The sequence below is a fragment of the Tahibacter sp. genome, from assembly GCF_035481375.1.
Classification (GTDB): domain Bacteria; phylum Pseudomonadota; class Gammaproteobacteria; order Xanthomonadales; family Rhodanobacteraceae; genus Tahibacter.
Map to the genome: position 1 here is coordinate 24,760 of NZ_DATIGT010000221.1, position 19,529 is coordinate 44,288.

Consider the following 19,529-nt stretch of genomic DNA (forward strand, 5'->3'; position numbering starts at 1 on the left):
TTCCTGTCATTTCCCCGATAACAGGCGGCGCAGGCGCCGCGACCAGCGCGCCTCGTCGCGTTGCTGCTGCTCGGCCGCGATGGCCTCGATGCGTGCCGACAATGCCTCTATCTGCGCCAACAGCGCGTGTTCGCGCGCCGCGGCGGCCTCCGACGACTGCATCAACTGTCCCAAACGCTCGCCGCTGTCCGCGGCGAACGCGGCCAGGCGCGCTTCGCTGCGCTCGGCCGCGGCGTCGATGTGCCGCTGCAGCGCGTCGGCGTGGTCGGCCGCGATTCCGAGCTGCTCGTGCTGCTTCGCCGCCGCGACTGACAGCGTGGCGGCCTGTTCGACGAGCCCGTCGAGGCGGCTGCGCACATAGGGCAGGGTCGAGCGCAGTTCGTTGACGGTCGAAGCAATGCCCGACGCGGCGCCGAGCGCGGCTTCGGTGCCGGTCCGCACCATCGCGCCGAGATCGGCCGACGCTTGGCCGAGCCGGCCCATGCCGTCCTGCAGCCCGGAAATCATGCGGAACTGCAGGCGCGCGAGCGCCGGCAGCGCGTCGCCGTTGCGTTCAGTCGCGACGGCGCCGCCGGCAACGCGCCGCTCGCCGCGCTCGGCGGCGTCGCGCACCGCGAGCAGATCGAGCAGCTCGTCGACGTAGGGCAGCAGGTCGTTGCGATACAGATCCCACGGGTCGCGCAGCGCCGCGACGCCGTCCCAGAACTGCGCCGAGTCGGCCGCTTCGCGCGCCAGCCGGTAGACCCGGCCATTGAGCGAGGCACCGAGCCGCGACAGGTCTTCGGCCGCGTGGTGATTGCGCGCGCCGGCATCGAGGAAGGCGTCGATCTCGGCCGCAGCGGCCTCGTCGGGCACGATCGCGACGTCCAGCTCGCGCCCGATGCGCGCGACGCAGCCGCGCCAGTCGTCGAGCAGCGCCTGGTAGGTGGCGACGCAGCGCACGCGATTCTCCGTCGCGGCCTCGGCCTCGAAAAAGTGATCGAGCAGCAGCAGGCCGGCCTCCTGCGGCACGATGCCGTCGCGGCGCGCGAGCGAGGCGACGACTTCGTCCGGATGCCGCAGCGCGAATATGAATTTCACGTCGATGCCGGCCGCGTCGAGGGCTTTCGTCCAGACCGGCACGAAACGGCAGAGCCGCGGATCCTTGATCGCCCAGACCGGGCTGCGCGCGAACTGGTCGGCGACGAGCGCGGCGACGCGCTGCCCGGCGACCGCCGCGGCCGGCGAGGCCTCCCAGTCCGTTGGCAGATTGCGCGCGTCCGACCAGCTGCGGCCGAGCTGCAGCAGCAGACGCTCGTGCAGGTCGACCGCGTCGAGATGCTCCCAGAAGCCGCTTTCGTTGTTGTCCGCGGCCGGCGGCATCAGGTGCGTGCCCAGATCGACGCCGCAGAGATTCAGCACGCGGGTCAGCGCGGACGTGCCGCTGCGGTGCATGCCGAGGACGAGGATGGCGGTATGGCGTTGCGTCACGGGCAGGCTCCGGCCGACGCGTCCATCGAGACGCTGGGGCGAACGTCGATATCGACGAGGCCCGTCGCGAGGCGATCGGGGTCCGGCATTACGCGGAACATGATCGCGTCGATGCGGCGGTCGAGATACGACTCGGCTTCGCCGTCGAGGCCGAGCACGCCCGCGTTGGCGAAATAGGCGCCCGGCAGCAGCTGGCAGCGGAACGCGAAGCGTACCGCCAGCTCGCTGCCGGCCTCGACCACGTCGATGCCCTCGCCCGGAGTCGCGCTGACGCCGCCGGCGAGTTCGAGCCCGGTCGTCGTGCGAAACAGCATGCCGCAGCGCACGCCGACCGCCGCGGTGTCGAAGCGGACGCGATAGCAGTACACGTAGCTGCCGCCGCCGCGCAGCACGTTGACGCGCGTGCCGTCGGGCGTCTCGATGTGCGGATCCTCGATCTGCGCGCCGATCGACGGATAGCGCAAGGTGCTTTGCGAGACCAGCCCCGGATCGAAATACGAGCCGTCCGCCGTGTCGTCGCCGTCGCGTCCGACCGGTGTCACGACGCCGGCGTCCTCGTCGTCGCGGATGCGCGCGCGAATTTCCTCGGCGCGGTGCGCCGGTGCGTACAGCAGCTTGTGATACCGCGACACGACATGCCGCGGCGTGCCCTGCGCGAGCAGCTCGCCGCGGTCGAGCAGCACCGCGCGGTTGCACAGCTCGACGACCATGCCGGCCGAATGCGAGACGAACAGGATCGTCGCGCCGTCGTTGCGCAGGCGCTCGATGCGCGCGTGGCACTTGCGCTGGAACGCTTCGTCGCCGACCGCCAGGGCCTCGTCGACGACGAGGATGTCGGGCGTCACGTTGATCGCGACGGCGAACGCGAGACGCACGTACATGCCGCTCGAATAGCTCTTGACCGGCTGGTCCATGAACTCGCCGATGTCGGCGAAGTCCGCGATCGCGTCGAAGCGCGCGTCGATCTCGCTGCGCTGCAGGCCCAGCACGGTCGCGTTGAGGTAGACGTTCTCGCGCCCGGTGAATTCGGGATTGAAGCCCGCGCCGAGTTCGAGCAACGCGGCGACGCGCCCGTTCACCTGCACGCGGCCCGCGCTCGGCGTCAGCGTGCCGCAGATGATCTGCAGCAGCGTCGACTTGCCCGAACCGTTGCGCCCCACGATGCCGACGGTCTCGCCGCGATGCACGTCGAAGCTGATGTCGCGCAGCGCGTGGAATTCGCGGTGCCAGTTGCGACCGGCGTTCGGGAACAGCTGCTGCAGCAGGCGGTGGTGCGGCTTGTCGTAGACCGCGAACGCCTTGCTGACGTCTTCGACGCGGATCGCGAGTTCAGAGGACATCGGCGAACCCCGGGCGCGTGGCACGGAACCAGGCGTAGCTCACGTAGCAGAAACCGAGCGCCGCCAGCGCATAGAGGCCAAGGCCGCTCCAGTCGGGCAGCTGCCCCCAGAGCGCGACCTTGCGCGCCTCGTCGATGATGAAGCTCAGCGGATTCAGGCGGAACACGAACTGGTAGTTCGGCGGCAGCGTGTCCACCGGCACCATGGCCGAGGACAGGAACAGCAGCGCGGCCGAGGCCACGCCGGTGACCTGATTGATGTCGCGCAGATAGACGCCGAGCGAGGCGAACAGCCAGCCGATCGCCGCGCCGACGAGCGCCAGCGGCAGCAGCACGAGCGGGAACAGCACGACCGTCCACGGCGGCACGCCGAAGCGCAGGCCGAACAGCAGCAGCAGCACGAGCACGTTCATCAGCGCGTGGAAGAACGCCGACAGCAGCATCGGCCACGGCAGCACTTCGAGCGGAAACACGACGCGCTTGACGTAGTTCGCGTTCGACACGACCAGCGTCGGCGCGCGCGTCAGGCATTCGGTGAAAAAGCCGTGCACGATCAGGCCGACGAACAGGATCAGCGTGAAGTCCGGTCCGCCTTCGCTCTGCTGCGGCCAGCGGCTCTTGAAGATCGAGCCGAACGCGACGGTGTAGACGAGCAGCATCAGGAACGGGCTCAGCACCGACCAGAGCAGGCCGAAGCTCGCGCCGCGATAGCGGCCGAGCACGTCGCGCTTGGTCAGCTCCCGCGTCAGCGACCAGTGTTGCCCGAACGCGGAGAACGGTTCGGCCAGGAAACCCGCCACGCCCGTCTTGGCGCTCATCGTCGGAACACCTGCGCGAACACCGTCAGGCCGCGGCGAGTGCCGCGTCGAGCTCGGCGCGCAGATCGGCCACGTCCTCGACGCCGACCGACAGGCGCACGAGATTGTCGTGGATGCCCAGGCGCGCGCGGTTTTCCGCCGGTACCGACGCGTGCGTCATGACCGCCGGATGATTGACGAGGCTTTCCACGCCGCCGAGCGACTCGGCGACGGCGAACAGGCGGCACTGTTCCATCATGCGCCGCGCGCCGTCGAAACCGCCCTTGACGTAGACGCTGACCATGCCGCCGAAGCCGCTCATCTGGCGCTTCGCGAGCGCGTGCTGCGGGTGCTCCGGCAGGCCCGGATAAATGACTTTTTCCACCTTGGGATGCCGCGCCAGCCAGCCGGCGAGCTCCAGCGCCGACTCGCAGTGCTGGCGCATGCGCAGATGCAGCGTCTTCAGCCCGCGCAAAGCGAGGAAGGAGTCGAACGGCCCCTGCACGCCGCCGACGGCGTTCTGCAGGAACGTCATCTTCTCGGCGAGCTCCGTCTCGTCGCCGACGACGATCATGCCGCCGACGATGTCGGAGTGGCCGTTGAGGTACTTCGTCGCCGAATGCATGACCAGGTGCGCGCCGAGTTCGAGCGGGCGTTGCAGCATCGGCGTCGCGAACGTGTTGTCGACGCCGACGAGGATGCCGCGCGCGCGCGCGAATTCCGCGATCGCGGCGATGTCGACGATTTTGAGCAGCGGATTGGTCGGCGTCTCGATCCAGATCAGCTTCGTGTTCGGCTTCACGGCCGCTTCGAGCGCGGCGCGGTCGTTCAGATCGACCCAGCTGAAATCGAGCCCGGCCGAGCGGCGGCGGACGCGCTCGAACAGGCGATAGGTGCCGCCGTAGACATCGTCCATCGCGATGACGTGGCTGCCGCTGTCGAGCAGGTCGAGCACGGTCGCGGTCGCGGCGAGGCCCGATGCGAACGCGTAGCCGTTGCGGCCGCCTTCGAGATCGGCGACGCAGCGCTCGTAGGCGAAGCGCGTCGGATTGTGCGAGCGCGAATATTCGAAGCCCTGGTGCACGCCCGGACTGGCCTGGACATAGGTCGACGTCGCGTAGATCGGCGTCATCACCGCGCCGGTGCTCGGATCGGGCGACTGGCCCGCATGGATCGCGCGCGTACCGAGGCCGTGGGATTTGCTGGACTGACTCATGCTGACTCGCCGAAAGGCGCCGTAGCGCGACGGGAAACGGAACGCATCGTCATTGCACGCGACGACGCAGGTAATTGAGCAGGTCGATGCGCGTGATCAGGCCGAGGAACTTGTCGTCGTCCATGACGATCGCGACATGGCCGCGGTCGAACACCGGCAGCAGGTCCTCGATCTTCGCGCGGACCTCGAGCACGTCGAGCTTGGACACCATTGCGGTGGACACCGGATCGCGGAAGCGCGTTTCGTCGGCGTGCACGTGCAGCAGCACGTCGGACTCGTCGACCATGCCGACGATCTTCTCGCCGTCCATGACCGGCAGCTGCGAGATCTCGTAGAGCTTCATGCGCTGGTAGGCCATCGTCAGCGGATCGTTCGGTCCGATGACGACGGTGTCGTGCGCCGAATACGGACGCATGATGAGGTCGCGCAGGTCGCCGTGGTGCTCGCGCTCGATGAAGCCGTTGTCGAGCATCCAGTAGTCGTTGTACATCTTCGACAGGTACTTGTTGCCCGTGTCGCAGACGAATACGACGACGCGCTTGGGCTCGGTCTGCTCGCGGCAGTAGCGCAGCGCCGCGGCGACGAGCGTGCCGCTCGACGAGCCGCCGAGAATGCCTTCCTTGCGCAGCAGGTCGCGGCCGGTCAGGAAGCTTTCCCTGTCGCTGATCGCGTAGGCCTTCTTCACGCGCGTGAAATCGCTGATCGGCGGCAGGAAATCTTCACCGATGCCCTCGACCATCCACGACGCGCTCTTCGTCGACAGCGTGCCTTCGTTGATGTACTGCGTGAGGATCGAACCGACCGGATCGGCCAGGATGAATTCGACGTTCGGCGCCTTCTCGGCGAAACAGCGCGAGAGTCCCGTCATCGTGCCCGACGAGCCGCAGCCGAACACGATCGCGTCGAAGTTGCCGTCCATCTGCGCGATGATTTCCGGGCCGGTGCCGAATTCGTGCGCGAGCGGGTTGTCGGGATTGCCGAACTGGTTGATGAAATATGCGCCCGGCGTCTCTTTCGCGAGACGCTCGGCCATGTCCTGGTAGTACTGCGGATGGCCCTTGGCGACGTCCGAGCGCGTCAGCACGACTTCGGCGCCCATGGCCTTGAGGTTGAAGATCTTTTCGCGGCTCATCTTGTCCGGCACGACGAGGATGAGTTTGTAGCCTTTCTGCTGCGCGACGAGTGCGAGACCGATGCCGGTGTTTCCGGCGGTGCCTTCTACCAGCGTGTCGCCCGGCTTGATGTGGCCCGCGCGTTCGGCCGCTTCTATCATGCTGAGGCCGATGCGGTCCTTGATCGAACCGCCGGGATTCATGCTTTCGAGCTTGAAGAACAGTTCGCAGCGGCCGGTATCGAGGCGTTGCGCTTTCACCATCGGCGTTTGGCCGATGAGTTCCAGCACGCTTTGATGGATGGTCATGAGGCTCTCGTCAGCGCCGGGCACGATGCCCGGACGTCGTCGTTTCAGGGGGCCGGATCATAACCGACCGGCCCGGCGCGCCGCGACGCGCCGCGCGCGGCGTCGGCGCGAAAACGCGGCACGGGCGGCAGAAAAACCTTCGCCGCCGCCCGGAAAGGGCAGCGGCGGCAGGGCTGCCCGGCAGGGAACGTCGAAAAATTCCGGTGTTCCCTCGACGCCGTCATGCGCCGCCCGCGATCAGGCGCGCATGCGCCTGATCGGCGGAGCCGGGTCCGGACCTGCGCCGGGATCGGCGACGCTGAAAACCGCCGCAACGGCGGTTTTCAGCGATTCCTTCAGGGGGGCGCGACGGGATCGGCAATCGACGCAACCGGCGCGGAGATTTCGGGAGGACCGGCGGGCGCCCCAGCTGCGGGCGTCCGTCACGGGGAGCCGGCAGCAGGAAATGCCGGAACCGGCGGATCCGGGCGCGGAATCAATGCGCGCCGCTTCGATGTTCCCAGAGATGGACGAGGCGGTCCTTCGCTCGCAGTTTTTCCTTCTTCAGCGAATGCAGCGTCGTGTCGTCCATCGGCAGCACTCCGAGATCGGCGTCGCGCAGCTTGCTGTCCAGTTCCTGGTGTCGCTGGTACAGGCTGCGGAATTCGGTGCTCGACTTGAGCAATGCGTCGATCTCGGATTTCTGGTGATTCTCGAACATCAGCCGTTCTCCTTTCGTTGTGAAGACGCACGCCGACGACGCCCGCGCGAGCAGGGCCCGGGCGAGGACGGATGCGGGAAACTGACCTGAAGCGGAATTTGCGCTGTCGCGCGTCGACCCCATCGGGCGATGGTGGTGTGAGGCGGACTCGGACGTCGGCGATGCGCTGATCTGCATGGATTCGGCAGCCGTACCGCGTAATCCGGGCGACTGCCGAGCCACCCTACTCCTTTGCCGGAGCGCGCGCAAACCGCAACCGCGTGCATTCATTAGCATTTCGTTACGGCCTGCAGGCAGGCCGTTGACGCGGCAGGAAGTCCGCCGCGGGCGCCGCGATTCAGCCTCCGCCGAGCCGGACCACGACGCGGCGGTTGCGTGCGCGGCCCTCGGGATCGTCGTTCGACGCGACCGGCTGCGCGCCGCCTTCGCCCGACACGCTGATGCGCGCCGCGCCGATTCCGCGCGCGATCAGCGCGTCGCGCACGGCCTCGGCACGGCGCAGCGACAGACTGCGGTTCGCATCCGGGCTGCCCGTCGCATCGGTGTGTCCCTCGATGCGGATCGGCAGCGACGCCGCTGCTGCGGCCCAGGCGGCGACGCGGGCGAGACCGGTCCCGGCATCGGCCGAGAACGTCGCCGTGCCGGGCTCGAACACGAGATCCTCGAGCGTGACCTGGCGGCCGTCGCTATCCGCATCCGGCGCGAGCCTCGCGAGCCGCTGCGCGAGCGACGCGGGATCGGCCGACGGCGGTGCGATCGCAACCGGCCGCTGCTCATCCGGCGCGGGCGAGGGCATCGCTGCGGGCGGCGGCTCGACACTGGTCGCCGGCGGCGCGACCGGCAGCGGCGGGGCTACCGGCGCGGCGGGTGCGGCAGATGCAGTCAGCGGTGCCGGCGCCAGCGCCGGAGCACCCGGCGGCGAAAGCGTGACCGGTGCGGCCGGCGCAGCGACACCGCCGCGCAACGCATCTTCCTGCTGCAGCAGTTCGCGCTGTCGCTGCCGGTCGAGTTCGGCACGCATCGCCGCCGTTTCGCGCCGGCTCGCGGCCAGCAGCAGGCTCGCGTGCTCGCGCTGCAGTTCGATCAGGCGCACCGCCTCGCGCTCGGTCTGCGCGGCGATGTAGGCGATGTCGACGCGGCGCTCGGCGAGGTAGGCGAGCTGCGCGTGCTCCGCCGCGTTGACGCTGCTCGCATCGAGACGGCGCACGGCCGCTTCGGCGAGCGCGCGCTCGGCAAGCGCGAGCTTGGCGAGATCGGGATCGGTCGCGAGCGCGTCGAGGCTCGCGCGCAGACGGTCGAGATCGAGGTCGCGCCGCGGCGCCGAACCGCAGGCGGCGAGTGCGACGGCGAGCAGCAACGTGACGACCGCCCTCACGGCGTCTGCGCCGCCGGCCGGTCCGCGTCGGCGCGCAGCTGCGCATTCGCGGCGGCCTGCACCTGCACCGCTTCGCGCGTGCGGCCCAGTCGCGACTTTGCAACGGCGAGATCGCTGTTCACGAGCGATTGCTCGAGCAGCCGGCGCGCCTCGTCGATCTCGCCGTCGCTCTGCAACTGACGCGCCTGCTCGAGCTGCTCGCCGGCATAGCGCAGTTCCAGCGGCGCATACGTCGCGGCACCGGTTTCCTCGGCAAGCGCCAGCGCCGCCGTCGCATGCGAAAGCCCAGGCAAAGGCGCCGGCGAACGTGCACCGGACGCTGCCGCAGCCGCGAGCGAAAGCAGCGCCAGTACATGGATTTTTGCGACCGTTGGTGTCATAACTTCCGCCGACATCAGGGTGGGGCATCCGGGTATTTTCGTTACGTGGGCACGAACGTTGCAACGTAACGCCGTCCCGTCCGCAACCGGGATCCCCAGCATAACGACGGCGGCGGCCGTCACGCATCTCGCAGCGAGGCGAGCATGGATATTGGCTACTTCCTCAAGCTCATGACCGAGAAGGGCGCGTCAGACATGTTCCTGACGACGGGCGCCCCCGTGAACATCAAGGTCGAGGGCAAGCTCTACCCGCTCGGCAATACCGGCCTGCCCAGCGGCATGGTCAAGAAGATCGCCTATTCGCTGATGGACGAGGGCCAGGTGCCGCAGTTCGAGCGCGACCTGGAGCTCAACATGGCGATCGCGGTCAAGGACGCCGGACGCTTCCGCATCAACGTGTTCAAGCAGCGCGGCGAAGTCGGCATGGTGATCCGCGCGATCAAGAGCGAGATCCCGTCGGTCGATGCGCTGAAGCTGCCGCAGATCTTCAAGGACATCATCATGGAGCCGCGCGGCCTGATCCTCGTGGTCGGCGCCACCGGCTCGGGCAAGTCGACGACGCTCGCGGCCATGATCGATCACCGCAACTCGAGCCAGTCGGGCCATATCCTGACGATCGAAGATCCGATCGAATACCTGCACCGGCACAAGAAATCGATCGTCAACCAGCGCGAGGTCGGCCTCGACACGCACGGCTACCACGAGGCGCTGAAGAACGCGATGCGCGAGGCGCCCGACGTCATCATGATCGGCGAAATCCGCGACGTCGAAACCATGGAGGCCGCGATCTCATTCTCCGAGACGGGCCACATCTGTCTCGCGACGCTGCATTCGAACAACGCCGACCAGACCATTGAGCGCATCCTGAATTTCTTCCCGGAATCGGCGCACAAGAACATCCTGATGAACCTCGCCCTGAACCTGAAGGCGGTCATCTCGCAGCGCCTGGTCATCGGCAAGGACGGCCGCCGCCTGCCCGCGGTCGAGATCCTCATCAACACGCCGCACATCCGCGACCTGATGCGCCGCGGCCAGGTGCACGAAATCAAAGAGGCGATGGACCGCAGCCTTCAGGAAGGCATGCAGACCTTCGACCGCGCGCTGTACACGCTCTACAAGGAAGGCCGCATCGAACTCGAGGAAGCGCTGGCCAAGGCCGACTCGCGCGACGGCCTCGCGCTGAAGATCCGCCTCGCCGAAGGCGGCGGCGACAACACGAACGCCGAGCACGATCCGTTCAACATGTCGGCGTTCTGAACCGCCGGCAGCGCACGACAGCAACAGAAGGAATCGATTCTCCGGGACCGACGCGACCGTCGGAGGGTCAATGCGCGCAAGGCGGCTGGGCGGGCTCGTCGGGATGTTGTGCTGGGGCATGCCGGCCGCCGCCGACACGCTTGCCTGCGGCTCCGCGCTCACGCGGACGCTGCAGCCCGGCGAGACAGTGGAATTCTCGCTGACCGCAGACCGCGTCGCCCGCGGACTGCAACTTCAGGCGACGGAATCCGGGATCGATCTCGAACTGCGCTGGCGCTCGGGCGGAGTCGAACTGACCAGCAACGACGGCGATTTCCCGCGCAGGGGCGAGCACCGGCTTGCCGCCAATCTCACCCCGGGACAGACCGGTACCGTGCAGGTGCGCGCACCGCGTCCCGGCTCGCGAGGCGGCGAGTTCAGCCTGCGAACCCGCTGCGTGGACCTGGACGACGCGGCCGACGCACGTCTGCATTCCGCCGAACTGCTCGAGACCGAAGTCGCTCAGCGCACCGGCGACACGGTGCGCGCCGGCGAACCCGCCAGCGTCGACGCGGCGCGACAGCTGCTTGCGCTGCGGCGGGAACTCGGCGATCCGCACAGCGCGGCGCGCGCGCTGTTCCTGCTCGACCAGTTGCTGCGGCGGCAGAACCGCCGCGCCGAACTGATCGTGCTGCTCGAAGACTCGCTGGCGTGGCTGCGACAGGCCGGCAATGCGCAGTTCCTCGCCGCCGCCTACAACAACATCGGCATGAGCCACTGGCGGCTCGGCGACGGACGCCGCGCCGAAGCGCCGCTGCGTCAGGCGCTCGACGCGCTCGCCGGCGAACCCGACTCGTTGCTGCGCGTGCTGGTCGACGGCAACCTCTGCCTCGTGGTCGCCTCGCGCCGGAGCGTGGACGCGAACCTCGCGTGCAGCCTGCGCAACCGCGAACTGTCGGAAGCGACCGGCGATTACGCGCGGATCGCCGTGGCCTGGAACAACCTCGCCGGCGCCTATTCGCTGGCCGGAAAATCCGACGCCGCCGCCGAAGGCTACCTGCGCGGCATCGAATTCGGCGAGCGCGCCGGCGGCCGGAACATCGCCGACCCGCTGATGAATCTCGGCCTGGAACGCTTTGCGCAGGGCCGCTTCGAAGACGCGAGCGAACTCTACGCGCGCGCCGAATCGATCTATCGCCGCGACGACAATGTGCGCAACCTGGCGCTGGTCCTGCGCCATCAGGGCAGCCTCGACATATTCCTCGGCAACACGTCCCGGGGTCGCGCGCTGCTGGAGGAGGCGCTGACCGCGCAGCGCCGCGTGCGCAACACGGAAGACATCGTCCGCACGCTGCTGCTGCTCGGTGAACAGGAACGCCGCGAAGCGGCCAGGCCGTCGATTCCCGCTGCCTATGTCGAAGCGCTTGCGCTCGCCGAGACCGACGCCGAACCGCGCACGCTGACGTCGATCCTGCTGCGCCTGATACCGGCTCAGATCGAGACGAACCAGTTCGAGGCCGCGCGCAGCAGCGTCGCGCGCGCCGACGCGCTGGCCCATGCGCTGCACGACGACTCGCTGCGCAGCCGCGTGCAGCTGCGGCGCGCACGGCTGCTGCTCGCCGAAGGCGACAGCGCGGCGGCCCTGACGCAAATCCGCGAGACGCTGCGCGCCGCGCAGCGCTTCGGGCTCGCAGTCGACGATCTGGCCGAGATGCATGCCGTTCAGGCGCATGCGCTGGCCGCGCAGCAACGCCTGCCCGAAGCGGCACGCGCCTATTCGCGCGGCATCGCGGTCGTCGAACGCGCACGCGCCGGCATCCGCGATGCGGAGTGGCGCGCACGCTTCATCGACACGCGCCGCGAGTTGTACGAGGGCTTCGCCGTCTCGCTCGCCGAACACGCGCTGGCGCGCAACGATCCGGCGCTCATCCGCGATTCGCTCGCCGCGGTCGCCGAGCAGCGCTCGCGCTGGCTGCTCGATGAGATCGGAAACCGAGCCGACGACGACGCTGCGCCTACCGAAGCCTATCGCCGGCTCGTCGCGCGCGAAGTCGAACTGGCCTCGGCCCGCTGGCTCGCGCAGGAACGCGGCCTGCCGGCCGCGGCGACCGCAGGCGTCGACGCGGAGTGGCGCGACGTCTCCGCTCAGCTCGCAAAACTGGAACGCCGGGACACGAAAGGCACTGCGGCCGGTGCGACGCGGCTGCGCGAGATGAACGCCGTGATCGGAGCGCTCGCGCGCGAGGCGACGATCGTCCATTACCTCGTCGCGACCGAACACAGCTATGCATGGACCGCACGCGGCGATCGCGTTGCGCTCGTGCGTCTGCCGGGACGGCAGCAGCTCGAACCGCAGATCGCGTCCTCGCGCGCGTTGATCGACGGCGGCGACGGCGACAACGACGAGGTCATGTCGCAACTCTGTCGCAGCATCTGGGAACCGCTCGACATCGCTTCTTACGATCAGCCGGTGCTGATCGTGCCGGACGAGCGGCTGCACGCCGTGCCATGGCCTGCCCTGCAATGCAGTACCGGCAACGACGCCGCGCCGCGAGAACTCATCGAGCGCGCCGAGATCACGCTCGCGCCGTCGCTGCGCGCCGTCGACGAGATCCGCCGACGCCAGGCCTCCGGGCGCCGCAACGACGCCCGGCGTCCGTTCGAGATTCTCGCCGCGGTCGATGCGGTCTACGACGCGCGCGACGCGCGCATTGCGGCGGGCCGACGCCGTGAAGCTTCCGCGACATCGACGCTGTCGCTCCCGCGACTCACCGCCAGCGCGCGCGAGGCGGCCGCACTGCAGCAGCGCATGAAAACCTCCGCCGTTACCGTGCTGACGGGCCCTCACGCTACGCGCGAGTCGTTCCTGCAGCTTCCGCTGGAACGCTATCGGCTCATCCATCTGGGACTGCACGGCTTCGTCGGACCGGCGTCGCTCGCCGACTCGGGCGTCGCCTTTTCGTTGTTCGATTCCGCCGGCGCCCCCCTGTCGGGTTTCCTCAACGCCCGCAGCATCGCGCGCCTGCGCCTGACTGCCGATCTCGTCGTGCTGGCCGCCTGCGAATCCGCCGCGGGCCGCGCACTCGCCGGCGAAGGCCTGCTCGCGACGCACTATGCCTTCCTCGCCGCCGGCGCCGATCAGGTCGTCGCCGCATCGGCACGCGTATCCGACTCCGTGACCAGCCAGTTGATGGACGCGTTCTATCGCGAACTCGTCGAAACCGGCGCGACGCCGGCGCGTGCGCTGCGCGCGGCACAACTGGAAATCCGTCGCGATCCGCGGACGCGGCATCCGCGGTATTGGGCGGGGTTTGCGGCTTACGGTTTTCCGCCAGCGGCAAATCCGTGACGGAAACCCCGTGCGAGAAAGCGTTCCCGCCAGGCACTAGCGTGAGTGCGAGGCAATAGTGCCCGCCGCTTTTTCAGTCAGGGAGAATCGACATGAGCTTGATGCAGTACATTCACCCGGCCGGATTCACGATCGGCAACCCGTTCGAAACGGATGTTTGCGACGGCCACGCCGGCGACGTTCTATTCATCGACGACGTCGGCGACAACGCCGTGAGGTTTCGCTACCAGAACAATTCAGGATCGCATCGCGGCTCCTGGACTACCGCCAGCGGCAAATACTCGCCGGCGGAAGACATCATCACGGGCACGATCAAGATTTCGCCTCCCGGCACCGGCGCGGCCAGGAACGGCTGGTTCTCGATCGCGCTGAACCGCACGCTGCCGCAACCGCCGGCCAGGCCGGACATCCACGTGTTCGTGAAGTCATCGAGCGGCGGCGCGCCCGACGAAGGCAGCTACACGGGTCAGGGCAACTGACGAATACCGGCTCAGCCGGCGCAGCCCGGCTGGGTGCCCCAGGACGGCTCTTGCGCGGAAATTCCAAATGCTACCGACACGCCTTCTGCAAACGCTCGCCTGCTTGGCATTCATCGCCATGGCTGCCCACGCTGAAGCGCAGACGGTTCCCACGGAACTTCCGGCGGATTACGTGAACTGGTGCGGCATCGGCGAAGTGCTCGAGTTCGAGGACTCCGCGACGGCACAGCGTTTCATCGATGCTCAGGACGATCCGGGCCGGTTCGTCCGTGACGGCAAAGTCGTGTTCGTACGCTCGCCGTACCCGTTGATTCGGTCTCACATCGGTGCGAACCGGAACGGTTCCGCGACATCGGAACTGCGGAGCATACCGTTCAAGTTCGTCCGCCTGAACCGGCGCGACGAACTCTATTGGGTCGACAGAGAATCCGGCGTCGGTGGCGACGACGGAGCGCAACGGCCGGACGTGAACAGCAAGGTTTCCGAGCTTATCGGCGCGAAAGAGCCGCTCAGCCGGATTCCGTTTACGCGCCGCCTGCGCGTTGCGGTACTCGATACCGGCGTGTTCGACCATCGGGAATTCGAGCGCTCCGGCATGCGCGATTCTGTGTTGCGTTCGTATTCGCTGAATCTCGACGAGGTCAGCAGCGCCTGCGCCAACGGCGACTGCTGCAGCGAAGATCTCGAGCAGTCCGCCACTTCCGACCCCCATGCGACCAAGGTCGCCGGCCTGATCGCGGCGGCCGACGACGGGACCGGCATCAGCGGTCTCGGCGAAGTTGCGGAACTGATGTCCATTCCCGTGCTCGAGGCGGGGCACGGATGCTTCAGTCGGCGGCGCCTCGTCGCAGCCTATCGGTGCGCGGTCCGGCGGGGCGCCGACATCGTCAACATCAGCATGCAGTCCGAACCCCGGAGTGCTCGCCCTGTAGACCTCGAACGCGCGATCGAGCGACGCGACGCAAGTCGGCAGCCGCAGCAGGCAGGCACGCTCGTCGTGGTCGCGGCAGGCAACCGGTTTTGCAATTTCGACGCGGATAAATGCGGTGTCTGGCCCGGCGAGATGAGTCTTCCGAATGTCATCTCGGTCGAGGCGCTTCAAACTTCTCTCGAGCGTGTGCCGAGCTCCAATCGCGGCGAGAGCATCGATATCAGCGTACCCGCGCCGACCGATCTGGGAATTTGCACGACGACCTCGCAGAACCGCGTCAACCGGGACACGCAAACGTGCGACGACGGCTACACGCGATTCGGCCAGACGTCGGCCGCCGCCGCCATCGCAACAGGTGCCGCCACGCGAATATGGGGACATCCGAACTTCGATCGCTGCACCGCCGAGCAGATACGACTCGTCATGCGCGGATACGGCCGGAATATTGCGCAGTCTGTCGGTTCGAGCTGTCTGCTTCAGGTCGATTTTCTCTACGGCGTGCGCCGCGACAATCTGTTGAACACGATGAATCTGTGCGCATGCCCCGAACTGACCGAGACCGTGAAGTGCGGCGAATTCCGCGAAACGAGCCTGCTGTGCGGCGGCGAGGTCTCGCGCGCGCTACCTTAGCGCCCTTCGCTCTTTGCCCCCGGGCAGGCAGTGCGGCTAACGTGCGCGTTCCGAACACGCAGGGGAATGCGCAATGACAACGCCGCCACGCCCCTTGACCGCCGAAGAAGCCGATCGCGTCGCCGTCCGCCGCGACAGTGCGAAGCGAATGCAGGAACTGCTCATGGAACGCCTGCCGACGCCGCAGGCGCTGGCCAAGGCGATCGACGGCGGCTGGAGCAAGCGCCGTGACGCCGTGCAGATGCTCGGCTTTCTCGGGCGCGATGCGGAAGCGATCCAGCTCGCGCTGGACGAGCGCGATGCACAGGTGGTCGTCGACGAAGCGCTGAAATTCCTGCCGGCTCCGGTGGAACTCGTCGTACATGCGCTGACGATGAAGCGCGGCGACGCGGCATCGCGCATGTTGTATACGATTCCCATGGGAAACTTCCTGTACGCGGAAAAGGAGATCGTGCGCATCGTCGCGAAGTCGCCGGCCAAGCTCACCGCACCGTTGATCGAATCGTTCGGACATGCGGGCTTCGCGACTGCGGCGACGGTGCTGCGCAGGCACGCGCAGCTCGACGAGCCACGCACCTATGCCGATGCGCTCGCCGCCGGGTTTCCGCAGAACAAGCCGTCGGTCGCGAACGGCTCCGACACGAGTGCCGCGACGCGACAGTGGGACGGACCGACCGAGCGCGCGTTCGCGGCGGTCGGCGCGCTGCGCCGGCTCGGCCAACCCATCGACATCGCCGCGGTGACGGCATGGCGCGATCGCCTCTACGCCGCGATACCGGAAACCAACGCCCACTACCCCGCGGCCGCCGATGCGCTGCTGAGCTGGGCGCTGTTCGACGCCGGCGTGGACGAGAGCTTCGAACGCTGGCTCGCGCTGGAGTACCTGCAGCGCGAAACGCGCTACGACATGGTCGCTACGCTGCTCCGGCGCGGCGATGCGCAGCGGCTCGTGCGACTGGCGCCGACGATCGCGAAACACGTCGAAGGCGCCGGCAGGTATTTCTGCCATTGGCCCGTGGCCGACTGGTGCCACTCGGAAGGACTGATGCCCGCGCCCGACGTAAAGCTCGACGAGATGTACTGCCTGTCGCGCGACGCCGGCATTGCGCCGCCCGCATGGTGGCAGTGGCGCACGCCGTGGCAGCCGGGCGGTTTCCATCACGCGCGGCTGCGCGGGTTGCTGTAGGACGGGATCGGGAATCGGGAATCGGGAATCGTTCGAGCAAAGCACGAAGAAACCTCGCAGCGAACGAGCTGTCGCCTGGATTCACGATTCCCGATTCCCGCGCGCGGATCATTGACCGCGCTATCCGCCGCGCACGCTCACTCGAACGCATTCGCAAAAATCGCATCCGGTGCCTGCACCGTGAACGTCACCGGCACGACGGCCGGGCGCGTGCGATAGGCCGGGTCGTTCGTGAACACGCAGATCACGGCTTCGTAGACGCCGGCCGGCAGATTCGCCGCGTCGAAGGTGACCGGATAGACGCCGACCGGTGCGCCCGGCGCGAACGTGCCGCCGGTGGTCGACAGCGACAGCCACGGCACGTCCTGCGGCATGCTGCAGTCGCTGCCGGCGGTTGCGATCGACAGCACGGCCATTTCCTGGTTGTCCGGCGTCGCACCGACGATGGCCGGCTGTGCGGTGACCGGATCGATGGTCGCGACGAAGCCTATGCTCTGCGCGTAGCCGAGCCAGTACAGCGTGCCGGTCGCGCGATCGAACTTGATGCTCTGGCTGAAGTTCGCGTCGACGCCGAGCGAACCGACGCGCGTCGCCTGCGCAGTGCCCGGATCGATGGCCAGCAGCCCGTCGGTGCGGATGTCGAGCGCGTACAGCGCGCCGCCCTGGTCGAAGGCGATGTCGATCAGGCACTCGTCGCCGCCGCTCTCGACGGGCCCCACGAAGTGCGACTGCGCCGTGTCGAGATCGATCGTATACAAACCGCTCCAATAACAGCCCTGGTTGCCGACCTGCGCGGTCGTCACCGCGTAGAAGGTGTCCGTCGACGGATCCCAGGCCGCGCCCGACCAGCGCTCGTTCGCGACCGTGTTCGCCGGCACCGGCCAGCCGATCAGCGTGCGCGCGCCGGTCAACGTGTCGACGCGATAGAGGCGGTCCATCAGCATGTCGATCTGGTACTGCGCGCCGAAGTCGTCGCCGACGAGATCGCCGCCGCTGATGTTGTCGAGTCCCGGGCCCTGCCCCGTGTCGGTCATGATCGTGCGCCGCTGCGAGGTGTCGGCGAGATCGAAGTCGACGTAGGAGATGCCGGTGCCCGGAATCGCGTGCATCGCATAGGCCGGCAGCAGCCATGCACCGTTGTCCTGCGCCGGCCGCGACGGCGTGCGCGGCATCGCGAGCGGCGCCGGTGCATGGCCCGCGTCGGCGGTCCCGCCGGCGACGGCCGGCAGCGGCGCGAGACGGCGCAGTGCCGATCCTGCGGCCGGGTATTCGCCGGCGCTCCAGACCAGCGGCCGGTTGCCGGTGTTGCCGATGACGATCGGCTGCTGCACCGCGATGCCGGTGCCCGCGAACGCGGTCATCGCCGGAATCGGCAGCAGCAGCTGCGGTGCGCCGATGTCGAAATCGACGGTGGTCGCGACGCTGCGCCGCGTCTGCGCCGTCGGCGTCCAGCGCACGGCCTTGCCCGGCGTCAGCGTCGGCGTGAACTGCGAATACATCTGGCCGCTGGCCGGGCTCTGCTGCAAGCCCGAAACGGCGCCGCTGCCGGCGTCGCCCCAGTCGCCGTTGCCCGTGCCGGTGCTCAGGTACTGGAACACGACCGCGCCGGTCGCTTCCTCGATGACGATCTCGAACGTGTAGCCCGACATCTGCGGAAAGCCGAGCGCGAAATTCTTCCACTCGACGACGAAGCGGCGCTGGCCCGGTTCGCCGAACGTCTTCGTGTGCAGGCTGCCCTGCGCCGGATCGAAGCTCGTCCAGACCGGCGCGATCACCGCATTGAGGTACGGCGACGGAAACAGCAGCGAGCCGGGCACCGCGCAGACCATGCTGCCGACTTCGATCGCGCCGTTGTGACCGACGCAGAGCCGGTCGGTCGTCGTGCCGAAGAAGTCGAACGCGAACGGCATCTGCACGGCCTGGCTGCGTCCGGAGGCGAAGCCGCCGCTCATCGGCAGCGCCGGCTCGCTGCTCGCATCGACATAGGCGAACGGCACGGTGTCGTCGACGCTGTAGGCGGCCTGCTCGACGCTCGCGCTCCAGGTCGCGGCGAGCGGGCCGGCCGCGACCGCGGCGGCACGCTCGACAAGGACGTGGCGCAGGCTCTCGCCCGGTGCGAGCGTGACCTGCCGCTGCGCGAGCACCTGCCCGTGCAGGCTGTCGCTGAGGCTGTGCCAGCTGAGCGTCTGCGTCGACTGGTTGGTCAGCGTGTAGCACCAGCTGATCGGATCGCCGACATTCGCGGTCAGGCTCGTCGTCGTCGCGCAGGCATTCAGATCGACCGTATCGGCGGGGCCGACGGTGACCTCGATACACAGACCGTCGGCGGAACACGTGGACGGCGCGCGCGACAGAGTGACCGGCTGCAGCGGCGCGGTCGCGGAAAAGACCGCGCCGGGCGAGGCGGACGCGGCGAGAGACAACAGGACGGCGGTACGGATGAAGACAAGCATCGGGCGACCTCTGGCGCGGGTGGATTGACCGTCCGGGCCGAGCCCTCGTGTTTGACAGGCCGGTGACGATCGGAAGCACCGACTGTGTCCGTGCGGCCGCGCGGCGCCATGCCGCTCGGGTAGCGAACCGGTAGAAAACCGCTATCAGCGCGTCAATGCATGACGTTGCGCACGCTTGCCGGCGCGGGCGCGCGGGTCAGCGCGGCCGGAATCGGCCGCTCGCCGGCGAGCTGTCGCGCCTGGGCGAGCGCCGCGGCCCAGGCATCGGTATCGCCGCGCGCCTGGAACAGCGCGACGCGCAGCAGCGCGCAGTCGAAGTCCGTGGTGCTCCAGGGCGCGATGCGGCCGCTGAGCGCCGCGGCTTCGTCGAGCCGATGCTGCGCGAGCAGCCAGCCGACGTAGCTCGCCGCGACTTCGGCGATGACGGCCGGCACGCCGAGCGCATCGGCGGCGTCGAGCGCGGCACGGTAGTGGCGCTCGCGGTCCTTCGGAACGTCCGCCGATTCCGCCGCGGCGAGCTGCAGCAGCGCACTGCCCGCGCCCGCAGCCGCGCTGTCGTCGATCGCGG

Annotated in this window: 15 protein-coding genes; 5 read left to right on the forward strand and 10 right to left on the reverse strand. The window is 68.3% G+C overall.

Annotated features, from left to right (window positions below; genetic code table 11):
- Positions 1-6 precede the first annotated feature (6 nt).
- From VLF18_RS14455 to VLF18_RS14490, 8 genes are all read right to left on the reverse strand, one after another.
- On the reverse strand, positions 7-1,470 hold the full coding sequence (locus VLF18_RS14455) for a hypothetical protein (protein ID WP_325280337.1): 1,464 nt from the start codon (positions 1,468-1,470) through the stop codon (positions 7-9).
- A complete protein-coding gene (locus VLF18_RS14460; RefSeq protein WP_325280338.1) occupies positions 1,467-2,810 on the reverse strand; it encodes an ABC transporter ATP-binding protein in 1,344 nt (447 codons plus the stop codon). The genes VLF18_RS14455 and VLF18_RS14460 overlap by 4 nt, the downstream gene beginning before the upstream one ends.
- Positions 2,800-3,627, reverse strand: a complete 828-nt coding sequence (locus VLF18_RS14465) for an ABC transporter permease (RefSeq protein WP_325280339.1) — start codon at positions 3,625-3,627, stop codon at positions 2,800-2,802. The genes VLF18_RS14460 and VLF18_RS14465 overlap by 11 nt, the downstream gene beginning before the upstream one ends.
- 25 nt (positions 3,628-3,652) lie before the next feature.
- Complete coding sequence (locus VLF18_RS14470; RefSeq protein ID WP_325280340.1) at positions 3,653-4,822, reverse strand: cystathionine gamma-synthase; 1,170 nt, start codon at positions 4,820-4,822, stop codon at positions 3,653-3,655.
- A gap of 49 nt (positions 4,823-4,871) precedes the next feature.
- Positions 4,872-6,242, reverse strand: coding sequence for a pyridoxal-phosphate dependent enzyme (locus tag VLF18_RS14475; RefSeq protein ID WP_325280341.1), 1,371 nt, complete (start codon positions 6,240-6,242; stop codon positions 4,872-4,874).
- A 475-nt stretch (positions 6,243-6,717) separates the two neighbouring features.
- Positions 6,718-7,119 carry a YdcH family protein gene (locus tag VLF18_RS23165; RefSeq protein WP_414717229.1) on the reverse strand — a complete coding sequence of 134 codons (402 nt, stop codon included), beginning with the start codon at positions 7,117-7,119 and terminating at the stop codon, positions 6,718-6,720.
- 160 nt (positions 7,120-7,279) lie between these two features.
- Entirely contained in the window at positions 7,280-8,317 is a 1,038-nt protein-coding gene (locus VLF18_RS14485; RefSeq protein ID WP_325280342.1) for an OmpA family protein, read from the reverse strand.
- Entirely contained in the window at positions 8,314-8,820 is a 507-nt protein-coding gene (locus VLF18_RS14490; RefSeq protein ID WP_325280343.1) for a DUF4398 domain-containing protein, read from the reverse strand. Before VLF18_RS14490 ends, VLF18_RS14485 begins: the two co-directional genes overlap by 4 nt.
- 21 nt (positions 8,821-8,841) lie before the next feature.
- Between VLF18_RS14490 and VLF18_RS14495 the strand changes: the two genes are divergently transcribed.
- From VLF18_RS14495 to VLF18_RS14515, 5 genes are all read left to right on the forward strand, one after another.
- A complete protein-coding gene (locus VLF18_RS14495; RefSeq protein WP_325280344.1) occupies positions 8,842-9,954 on the forward strand; it encodes a PilT/PilU family type 4a pilus ATPase in 1,113 nt (370 codons plus the stop codon).
- Between the two features lie 70 nt (positions 9,955-10,024).
- On the forward strand, positions 10,025-13,282 hold the full coding sequence (locus tag VLF18_RS14500) for a CHAT domain-containing tetratricopeptide repeat protein (RefSeq protein WP_325280345.1): 3,258 nt from the start codon (positions 10,025-10,027) through the stop codon (positions 13,280-13,282).
- A gap of 92 nt (positions 13,283-13,374) precedes the next feature.
- On the forward strand, positions 13,375-13,761 hold the full coding sequence (locus tag VLF18_RS14505) for a hypothetical protein (protein ID WP_325280346.1): 387 nt from the start codon (positions 13,375-13,377) through the stop codon (positions 13,759-13,761).
- 67 nt (positions 13,762-13,828) lie between these two features.
- The gene (locus tag VLF18_RS14510) at positions 13,829-15,322 is read left to right on the forward strand and encodes a S8/S53 family peptidase (RefSeq protein WP_325280347.1); all 1,494 of its coding nucleotides are present in this window, start codon (positions 13,829-13,831) and stop codon (positions 15,320-15,322) included.
- 163 nt (positions 15,323-15,485) lie between these two features.
- Positions 15,486-16,508, forward strand: coding sequence for a hypothetical protein (locus VLF18_RS14515; protein ID WP_325280348.1), 1,023 nt, complete (start codon positions 15,486-15,488; stop codon positions 16,506-16,508).
- Positions 16,509-16,645: 137 nt separating this feature from the next.
- On the opposite strand, the gene VLF18_RS14520 is transcribed toward VLF18_RS14515, so the two are convergent.
- Positions 16,646-18,961 (reverse strand): hypothetical protein, encoded by a 2,316-nt coding sequence (locus VLF18_RS14520; protein ID WP_325280349.1) that lies wholly within the window; start codon positions 18,959-18,961, stop codon positions 16,646-16,648.
- A gap of 152 nt (positions 18,962-19,113) precedes the next feature.
- The coding region (locus VLF18_RS14525) for a hypothetical protein (RefSeq protein ID WP_325280350.1) at positions 19,114-19,529 on the reverse strand (416 nt) is incomplete at its 5' end.